This window comes from Oscillibacter sp. GMB15532 (genome assembly GCF_041020825.1).
Classification (GTDB): domain Bacteria; phylum Bacillota; class Clostridia; order Oscillospirales; family Oscillospiraceae; genus Oscillibacter.
On record NZ_JBEVTO010000013.1, the window covers coordinates 1 to 6,162 of the forward strand.

The window sequence follows — 6,162 nt, forward strand, 5'->3', positions numbered from 1 at the left end:
TAAACAGGCTGTCCTGCAAGGATGACGGTTTAGAAAGTCAAAAACGGTTGAAAAAAGTTCTTGACAAAACTTGATTGATCTTGTACAATAGCAATGTTCCGCTGAGGCGGCGTGTACCTTGTAAATTAAACAACGTAACGAAAAAGAAAGCACCAGCGGTAGACGCTTCGTGAGAAATCACAAAGCGTCGCCGAAGAAGTTGCAGGGCCGGGTTAAGTCAATTACCGGGACCTGTAACTATAAAACATGAAGCTATGACGAATAGCTCTATGAAAGCTTAGATCGAATCTTTGATTCGTTTTAATACCATTTTATAGAGAGTTTGATCCTGGCTCAGGACGAACGCTGGCGGCGTGCTTAACACATGCAAGTCGAACGGAACACCCTTGACAGAGGTTTCGGCCAATGAAGAGGAATGTTTAGTGGCGGACTGGTGAGTAACGCGTGAGGAACCTGCCTTTCAGAGGGGGACAACAGTTGGAAACGACTGCTAATACCGCATAAAACATTCGGGTGGCATCACTTGAATGTCAAAGATTTATCGCTGAAAGATGGCCTCGCGTCTGATTAGATAGTTGGTGGGGTAACGGCCTACCAAGTCGACGATCAGTAGCCGGACTGAGAGGTTGACCGGCCACATTGGGACTGAGATACGGCCCAGACTCCTACGGGAGGCAGCAGTGGGGAATATTGGGCAATGGACGCAAGTCTGACCCAGCAACGCCGCGTGAAGGAAGAAGGCTTTCGGGTTGTAAACTTCTTTTAAGGGGGAAGAGTAGAAGACGGTACCCCTTGAATAAGCCACGGCTAACTACGTGCCAGCAGCCGCGGTAATACGTAGGTGGCAAGCGTTGTCCGGATTTACTGGGTGTAAAGGGCGTGTAGCCGGGAAGGCAAGTCAGATGTGAAATCTGGAGGCTCAACCTCCAAACTGCATTTGAAACTGCTTTTCTTGAGTGTCGGAGAGGTAATCGGAATTCCTTGTGTAGCGGTGAAATGCGTAGATATAAGGAAGAACACCAGTGGCGAAGGCGGATTACTGGACGATAACTGACGGTGAGGCGCGAAAGCGTGGGGAGCAAACAGGATTAGATACCCTGGTAGTCCACGCTGTAAACGATCAATACTAGGTGTGCGGGGACTGACCCCCTGCGTGCCGCAGTTAACACAATAAGTATTGCACCTGGGGAGTACGATCGCAAGGTTGAAACTCAAAGGAATTGACGGGGGCCCGCACAAGCGGTGGATTATGTGGTTTAATTCGAAGCAACGCGAAGAACCTTACCAGGGCTTGACATCCTGCTAACGAGGTAGAGATACGTCAGGTGCCCTTCGGGGAAAGTAGAGACAGGTGGTGCATGGTTGTCGTCAGCTCGTGTCGTGAGATGTTGGGTTAAGTCCCGCAACGAGCGCAACCCCTATTGTTAGTTGCTACGCAAGAGCACTCTAGCGAGACTGCCGTTGACAAAACGGAGGAAGGTGGGGACGACGTCAAATCATCATGCCCCTTATGTCCTGGGCTACACACGTAATACAATGGCGGTCAACAGAGGGAAGCAAAGCCGTGAGGTGGAGCGAACCCCTAAAAGCCGTCTCAGTTCGGATCGTAGGCTGCAACTCGCCTGCGTGAAGTCGGAATCGCTAGTAATCGCGGATCAGCATGCCGCGGTGAATACGTTCCCGGGCCTTGTACACACCGCCCGTCACACCATGAGAGTCGGGAACACCCGAAGTCCGTAGCCTAACAGCAATGAGGGCGCGGCCGAAGGTGGGTTCGATAATTGGGGTGAAGTCGTAACAAGGTAGCCGTATCGGAAGGTGCGGCTGGATCACCTCCTTTCTAAGGAGAATTCGACGTCTGAATAAGATGTCGTAACTTCCTAAGGTCAGCCGCTGGGCCAAAATGAGTAGTTACGTTGTTTAATTTAGAGGGTATACGTCCGGCAAGCGGACAAAGCCAGGGAGATCGACGGGGGATTAGCTCAGCTGGGAGAGCGCCTGATTTGCATTCAGGAGGTCAACGGTTCGATCCCGTTATTCTCCACCAAAGTATATAAGGGCCCGTAGCTCAGCTGGCTAGAGCGTGCGACTGATAATCGCAAGGTCGGTGGTTCGAGCCCACTCGGGCCCACCAATACAGCATTTGCTGTTGGATCTCAAAGCCTAAAGATTTGGACTTTGAGATCTGACTTCAAAAGAGGTTGGAAAACGTGTTATCGTAGGTTCTGTTCTCTGGCAGCCCCCGTTAAAGTTCGCGGTGAACACTGTTCGACGCGAAAAGGAGGAGCAAGAGAGCAAAGAGGATTTGCGGCGACGCAGCTGCACCTTGAAAACTGAACAATGTATGAAGAATGAAGTAAGGCAACAGAGAGGTTTTTCATAAACCAGTAATGGTTGTGGAAAATAGCAAGATATTTTAATTGTGGAACAACATCTATTTAGATGAAGGGTAACAATTACAATTTCGAGAGCAAAATTCTTTGTGATTGCCTGCATGATTACTCATTTAGAGAACCAAATCTCTATTGACAAACGTTAACGCAACTTGCATATCAGTCTTCGTTTCCTGTCCCCCGCTTCACTCAAAACGTGTTTTGAGTGAAAGAGGAGGTGCAACGGAACGAAGTGAGCTTTGGGCGAAAGCCAAAAGCGAATGAAGTGTAGTTTGCGCCGACGAAGGTCAAGCTAATAAGAGCGCAAGGGGAATGCCTTGGCACTGAGAGCCGAAGAAGGACGCGACAAGCTGCGATAAGCTGCGGGGAGGAGCAAATATCCATTGATCCGCAGATTTCCGAATGGGGAAACCCGGCTGGACAATATCCAGTCATCCTGCATTGAACAAAATAGGTGTAGGAAGGGAACCGCCTGAACTGAAACATCTAAGTAGGGCGAGGAAGAGAAATCAACAGAGATTCCGTAAGTAGTGGCGAGCGAACGCGGAAGAGGCCAAACCGGAGGATTTATTCTCCGGGGTTGTGGACCGGCATAAGATCTGCTAGTCTAGTCGAACGGTATGGGAAGGCCGACGACACAGGGTGAGAGTCCCGTAGACGAAAGGCGATGCAGATTGGCTGGAATCCAGAGTACCGCTGGACACGTGAAACCCGGTGGGAAACAGGGGGGACCACCCTCCAAGCCTAAATACTACTCAGTGACCGATAGAGGAGCAGTACCGTGAGGGAAAGGTGAAAAGGACCCCGGGAGGGGAGTGAAATAGAACCTGAAACCTTGTGCTTACAAGCAGTCAAAGCGCGTTAATGCGTGATGGCGTACTTTTTGTAGAACGGTCCGGCGAGTTATAGTAACGAGCAAGCTTAAGGTATTCAGTACCGGAGGCGTAGCGAGAGCGAGTCTGAATAGGGCGTAAAAAGTTCGTTGCCATAGACCCGAAACCGGGTGACCTACCCATGAGCAGGTTGAAGTGGGGGTAAAACCCCATGGAGGACCGAACCGACCCCCGTTGCAATGGTGGCGGATGACTTGTGGGTAGCGGTGAAATTCCAATCGAACCCGGAGATAGCTGGTTCTCCCCGAAATAGCTTTAGGGCTAGCGTTAACTTAGATTACCGGAGGTAAAGCACTGAATGGTAGCGGGGCCGATAAGGTTACCAACGCCTATCAAACTCAGAATGCCGGCTAATTGATGGTTAGCAGTCAGACAGTGTGAGATAAGTTTCATTGTCAAAAGGGAAACAGCCCAGACCTACAGCTAAGGTCCCAAATGTATGCTAAGTGGAAAACGATGTGGAATCGCAAAAACAACCAGGATGTTGGCTCAGAAGCAGCCACACATTAAAAGAGTGCGTAATAGCTCACTGGTCGAGTGGTTCTGCGCGGAAAATGTAACGGGGCTAAGCATACAACCGAAGCTTAGGATTGTCAGTAATGACAGTGGTAGGGGAGCGTTCCATATGGGGTGAAGTCGCAGCGGAAGCAGCGGTGGACTGTATGGAAGTGAGAATGCCGGAATGAGTAGCGAGAATCATGTGGGAATCATGATGGCCGAAAATCTAAGGTTTCTTGGGGAAGGTTCGTCCGCCCAAGGTAAGCCGGGAGCTAAGGCGAGGCCGAAAGGCGTAGTCGATGCACATACGGTAGAAATTCCGTAGCCACCGAACTTTAAACCAGAGGGACACTTCAGGATAGCGGAACCCGGGCGTTGGTAGCCCCGGGCGTAAGGGAGCGAAATTATAGTAGCGAAGTCCGCGATGCCTGGAGGCGAGAAAAGCTCTGGCGTATACTAAGGTGCCCGTACCGCAAACCGACACAGGTGGATGAGGAGAGAATCCTAAGGCCAACGGGAGAAGGGTTGTTAAGGAACTCGGCAAGTTGACCCCGTAACTTCGGAAGAAGGGGAGCCTTCAGCAATGAAGGCCGCAGTGAATAGGCCCAAGCAACTGTTTACCAAAAACACAGGTCTATGCTAAATCGAAAGATGACGTATATGGGCTGACGCCTGCCCGGTGCCGGAAGGTTAAGAGGAGATGTCAGGGGCAACCCGAAGCATTGAATTGAAGCCCCGGTAAACGGCGGCCGTAACTATAACGGTCCTAAGGTAGCGAAATTCCTTGTCAGGTAAGTTCTGACCCGCACGAAAGGCGTAATGATTTGGGCACTGTCTCAACAGCCCGCCCGGCGAAATTGTAGTACCGGTGAAGATGCCGGTTACCCGCAACTAGACGGAAAGACCCCATGGAGCTTTACTGCAGCTTAATACTGGAAATCGGTAATTCATGTACAGGATAGGTGGGAGACTTGGAAGCGCAGGCGTCAGCTTGCGTGGAGTCGACGGTGGGATACCACTCTTGGATTGCTGGTTTTCTAACCTGCGGCCCTGAATCGGGTCGGGGGACACTGTTAGGCGGGCAGTTTGACTGGGGCGGTCGCCTCCTAAAGAGTAACGGAGGCGCTCAAAGGTTCGTTCAGCACGGACGGAAATCGTGCAGTGAGTGTAAACGCATAAACGAGCCTGACTGCGAGACCGACGGGTCGAGCAGGAACGAAAGTTGGAGTTAGTGATCCGGTGGTATGCAAGTGGAAGTGCCATCGCTCAACGGATAAAAGCTACCCTGGGGATAACAGGCTGATCTCCCCCAAGCGTCCACAGCGACGGGGAGGTTTGGCACCTCGATGTCGGCTCGTCACATCCTGGGGCTGTATTCGGTCCCAAGGGTTCGGCTGTTCGCCGATTAAAGTGGCACGCGAGCTGGGTTCAGAACGTCGTGAGACAGTTCGGTCCCTATCTGTTGCGGGCGTAAGAGATTTGAAGGGAGCTGTCCTTAGTACGAGAGGACCGGGATGGACATACCTCTGGTGCACCAGTTGTCCTGCCAAGGGCATAGCTGGGTAGCTATGTATGGACGAGATAAACGCTGAAGGCATCTAAGCGTGAAACTCTCCCTGAGATGAGATCTCTCATTCGAAAGAAGTAAGGGCCCAGGAAGACTACCTGGTTGATAGGCCGAAGGTGAAAGCGCAGTAATGTGTGGAGCTGATCGGTACTAATCGCCCGAGGGCTTGACCTACAATTGTGCAGGCAATAAGCCTTGAAAGGAAATCATACATTGTTCGGTTTTGAGGGTGCGGCAAGTACGCATTTTCTTTAACCCCCGGAATTCGCTTAACGCGATTTTCGTTCCCCCTCGCGGCGAACGCCGTTCGACGCGAAGAGGAGGAGTAACGAAATGAAGTGAGCTTTGCCCGCAAGGCGAAGCGAATGAAATGCAGTTTGCTCCGACGACGCGGCCCGTTGGTCAAGTGGTTAAGACAGCGGCCTCTCACGCCGTTAACATCGGTTCGAATCCGGTACGGGTCACCACACGCACCTTTAGCTCAGTTGGTAGAGCAACTGACTCTTAATCAGTGGGTCCCCGGTTCGAGTCCGTGAAGGTGCACCAGATTCTCCCTGCGGTGCGCCGCGCGGTGTACCGCAGGAGAGAGTTTTCTCTTGACAAAGACCCGCAGGCAATTTATAATATAGCTTGTTCTCCGGTCAACCGGATAACATATAGGACGCATTCCCTACGCATCTCCATCGCGACGAAGTTGGTGCTGATTAGAGCGAGGGTCCACCCGTTCCCATTCCGAACACGGTAGTTAAGCTCGCTTCTGCCCACAATACTTGGCTGGCAACGGCCCGGGAAGACAGGTAGCGCCAACACA

Annotated in this window: 4 tRNA genes and 3 rRNA genes; all 7 read left to right on the forward strand. The window is 51.6% G+C overall.

What is annotated here, in order from left to right:
- Window positions 1-310: 310 nt before the first annotated feature.
- The 7 genes from ABVS15_RS13500 (at window position 311) to rrf (ending at window position 6,160) form a co-directional block, all read left to right on the forward strand.
- Window positions 311-1,840: ribosomal RNA gene (locus ABVS15_RS13500) — 16S ribosomal RNA — on the forward strand.
- 131 nt (window positions 1,841-1,971) lie between these two features.
- A tRNA-Ala gene (locus ABVS15_RS13505) sits at window positions 1,972-2,047 on the forward strand.
- A gap of 10 nt (window positions 2,048-2,057) precedes the next feature.
- Window positions 2,058-2,134 (forward strand) — tRNA-Ile (locus tag ABVS15_RS13510).
- Window positions 2,135-2,678: 544 nt separating this feature from the next.
- Window positions 2,679-5,525: ribosomal RNA gene (locus tag ABVS15_RS13515) — 23S ribosomal RNA — on the forward strand.
- A gap of 218 nt (window positions 5,526-5,743) precedes the next feature.
- A tRNA-Glu gene (locus tag ABVS15_RS13520) sits at window positions 5,744-5,818 on the forward strand.
- A 3-nt stretch (window positions 5,819-5,821) separates the two neighbouring features.
- Window positions 5,822-5,897: transfer RNA gene (locus ABVS15_RS13525), tRNA-Lys, on the forward strand.
- 147 nt (window positions 5,898-6,044) lie between these two features.
- Window positions 6,045-6,160: ribosomal RNA gene (rrf, locus tag ABVS15_RS13530) — 5S ribosomal RNA — on the forward strand.
- Together the 16S, 23S and 5S rRNA genes with 4 tRNA genes alongside form the textbook arrangement of a ribosomal RNA operon.
- The last annotated feature ends 2 nt before the right edge of the window (window positions 6,161-6,162 follow it).